The sequence below is a fragment of the Cupriavidus sp. SK-3 genome (assembly GCF_000611145.1).
In the GTDB taxonomy this organism is placed as follows: Bacteria; Pseudomonadota; Gammaproteobacteria; order Burkholderiales; family Burkholderiaceae; genus Cupriavidus.
Map to the genome: position 1 here is coordinate 1 of NZ_JFJV02000002.1, position 3,602 is coordinate 3,602.

The 3,602-nt window shown below is 56.5% G+C and carries 3 protein-coding genes; all 3 read left to right on the forward strand.

Annotated elements, in window-relative coordinates:
• The first annotated feature begins 178 nt into the window (after nt 1-178).
• From CF70_RS34280 to CF70_RS00025, 3 genes are read left to right on the forward strand one after another with little or no spacing between them, the layout of a single operon-like run.
• Nucleotides 179-1,417, forward strand: a complete 1,239-nt coding sequence (locus CF70_RS34280; protein WP_081861960.1) for a site-specific integrase — start codon at nt 179-181, stop codon at nt 1,415-1,417.
• Nucleotides 1,414-2,358 (forward strand): tyrosine-type recombinase/integrase, encoded by a 945-nt coding sequence (locus CF70_RS00020; RefSeq protein ID WP_035858704.1) that lies wholly within the window; start codon nt 1,414-1,416, stop codon nt 2,356-2,358. The genes CF70_RS34280 and CF70_RS00020 overlap by 4 nt, the downstream gene beginning before the upstream one ends.
• Nucleotides 2,355-3,353, forward strand: a complete 999-nt coding sequence (locus tag CF70_RS00025) for a site-specific integrase (protein WP_035858706.1) — start codon at nt 2,355-2,357, stop codon at nt 3,351-3,353. Before CF70_RS00020 ends, CF70_RS00025 begins: the two co-directional genes overlap by 4 nt.
• Nucleotides 3,354-3,602 lie beyond the last annotated feature (249 nt).

Genomic DNA, 3,602 nt, shown 5'->3' on the forward strand with positions numbered 1-3,602 from the left:
CCGCGACCTTGGTGGCATTGCAGCCGGTGTCAAAGCATTGGCCGCGGAACTATCTGCGGTTCCCGACTATGTCTCCTAAGTTCCAGAAGGCTCGCTTTTCGTAGGCGCACAGCTCTAAGGATATCGAGATAATCTACTTCTTCCAGCCGGGTCCTCGACATCGGCGAAGGAGTTCATCGTGAAGTACCTTGTTCATCATGACGCTGTGCTCGCACAGCCTCCAGAAGGCCCTCTTGTTCCCTATCTTGAATCGTTCGCGGTATGGGTAAGTGAGCAGGGGTACACCGCGTGTTCCCTGCGTTCGAAAGTACGAACTGCAGCAGGCTTTAGCAAATGGCTTGAACATAATGGCGTCGGTATTCGAAGAATCCGAGCTGAACACGTCACGGCATATCTGCGCTATCGTGCACGAATTTATCGATCTAAAAATGGTGCACAGACTACGCTTGAGAGCCTGCTGCACTTTCTTCGTAGCAACCAGATCGCTCCGGCCGAGCAGGCATCTGAGCGTCTACGATCTCCAATCGAACTTTGTCTACAGGACTACGTAACATATTTACGTGAGGTACGCGCCCTAGCCGAAGGGACGATCATTACATACGTACCGTTCGTCCGCGCCTTCCTGGTTGAGTGCTTCCGCGATGGCAAGGTCACACTTTCGTGCCTATGCGCCCGCGATGTTCTGCGATTCGTGCGACATCACGCGCACCATCTGCGTCCGGGTCGGGCAAAGAACATGACGAATGCACTGCGATCCTTTCTTCGTTATGCATCTTGTCGCGGTGACGTTGCACTTGATCTCGCTGCGGCCGTGCCGGTTGTTCCTAACTGGTCGATGCCGGATATTCCACGGGCAATTGCACCGGATCAGACCCGAAGACTGCTTGCAAGCATTGATCGACGGACTGCGGTCGGTCGTCGTGACTACGCCATTTTGCTTCTACTTGCTCGACTTGGACTACGCGCGGGGGAAGTCGTGGCTCTCGAACTTGAGGATATTGACTGGACAGAGGGGTGCCTGACTATCCGCAGCTGCAATGGCTTGCACAACGAATTGCCTTTGCCAACGGACGTCGGCACAGCAATCGCTGCATATTTGCGCAATGGCCGACCGTCCAGCAGTTGTCGGCGTGTATTCTTGCGGGCCAGAGCACCGATTACCGGGTTTACGAGCTCAGCCGCAGTTGCCAACGTTGTTCGCCATTCGCTCCGGCGCGCCGGCATTGATGCGCCGACAGGAGGGGCGCATCAATTTCGCCATGGATTTGCGACCGACATGCTGCGCCATGGCGCGTCTCTCGACGAGATAGGCCAGCTCTTGGGACACAATTGCCCGCAGAGCACTACGATCTACGCGAAAGTCGATATCAAGGCCCTTCGTAAGCTGGCTGTTCCGTGGCCGGGAGGTAAGCGATGAACACGCTCCGTCAAGCGGTGTACGAGTACGTTAACGTAAGACGTGACTTGGGTTTCAAGCTGGACAAAGCAGAGAGGGGCTTGCGCGACTTTGTCGCGTTCATGGAGCGTCGCCACGCGACCTATATCACGCAGTCTCTGGCCCTCGAATGGGCCCTGCAACGATCTGACATGCAACCGGCAAGTTGGGCGAAACGACTCGGCTTCGTGCGTTCATTTGCACGTTATCGCAGTGCTACCGATCAGCGCACCGAGATACCAATGCAGGGTCTGCTTCCGTTTCGGACGACACGTGCGCGGCCGTATCTGTACTCGGATAGCGAGATTCGAGAGCTGCTCGCCGCTGCGCTTCAGATGCCCTGCCGCACCCAACTCGATAAACTGCAGCCGTGGACCTATTACTGCCTGTTTGGGCTATTGAGCGTAACCGGCATGCGTTTGGGCGAAGTACGCGCCCTTCAGCTTGAAGACGTGGATTTGGCAGCCGGCGTATTGACGATCCGCGGAAGCAAATTTGGCAAGTCCAGACTTGTGCCTTTGCATGCCTCGACCTGCAAGGTTCTGACGAGCTATATCGCGCGGCGGAAACGCCATTGGCAAGGGATACCAGTTTCATCCTACCTATTCGTTTCCAATAGGGGAAACCAGCTGAACAGTAGCCGGATTCACCGCGCTTTTTATCAACTATCCCGGCAGATCGGACTGCGCGGCGTGTCTGATAGCCACGGTCCACGGTTGCATGACATGAGACACGTGTTTGCGACCAGAACGCTCGTACGCTGGTACCAGCGCGGACACGATCCTGAGCGTCTCTTGCCCGTCCTGTCAGCCTACCTAGGTCATGTTCGCGTCGCCGATACACAGTGGTATCTCAGCGCCTCGCCGGAACTGATGCGCGAGTCGATGCGACGATTCGAACAGTATTGGGAGAACCGATCATGAACACGTCCACCAGCTTTGCTCCGCTGCTGGAGCGTTTCTTTATACAGCGCCTGATGCAGCAGCGCCAGGCAAGTCCTCACACGATCGTCTCGTATCGCGACACCTTCCGTCAGTTTCTGAAGTTCGCCCAGGGGTGCCTGCATAAGCCACCATCAAGTATGGACTTCGATGAGATTGACGCCCCTTTGGTCCTCGCGTTTTTGGAGAATCTGGAGAAGCACCAAGGCGTATGCATTCGCAGCCGCAATCTTCGCCTCACGGCAATCCACTCGTTCTTCCGCTATGCGGCGCTCGAAGCTCCGGACCATTCCGCACAGATCCAGCGTGTGCTTGCAGTTCCAAGCAAACGCTTCACCCGCACGCAGATCAACTTCCTGACACGTCCCGAGGTCGACGCACTCCTTGATGCGCCTGATCAACGTACCTGGACCGGCCGCCGTGATCACGCCTTCCTTCTGGTGGCTGTGCAGACCGGCCTGCGCTTATCGGAGATGACTGGAGTCAAACGCGACGACCTGGTTCTCGGCGCTGGCGCTCATGTGCGTGTGATTGGCAAGGGTCGAAAAGAGCGCAGTACCCCGATCACGACGTCAACGCGCGCCGTGCTGAAATCGTGGTTGCGCGAGCCTCAACGGGGTAATGACGGCCTACTGTTTCCCAATACTAGAGGTGGACGTCTCAGTGTTCACGGCGTCCAGTATCTGCTAAACAAGCATCGCGAGGCGGCGTCAAGAGATTGTCCATCCTTGAAGCAGAAGCGGGTCACCGTCCACTGCTTAAGACATACGATGGCCATGGACCCACTCCAGTCCGGTACTTCTCGTTCAGTGATTGCATTGTGGCTCGGACATGAGTCTGTGGAAACCACGCAAATCTATCTGGAAGCGACGCTTGCGATGAAGGAGCAGGCGCTTGCGAAAATATCCCCGCTACACAGTAAGGCGTTGCGCTTCCACCCGACAGACCGGCTCCTCGACTTTCTGAACAATCTGTAGGGTCGCGAACTATCTGAGTAATCATCGCACTATCCTTGGATAGGTCACGAACCCTGGTACATGGACGAGACATAGTCGGGAACCGCAGATAGTTCCGCCTATCTCTTCAACGACATAGGCGGAACACCTTGCCGATGCTGTCCGGCAGGCCGCTAACGGCCACCCCGAAGTTCTCGCAAGCGTGGCAGGCTTTCGCCTGGTCCTCGCCAACGCCGGTCGGGCCGTCAACCACCAGTTGGACACGGGTAT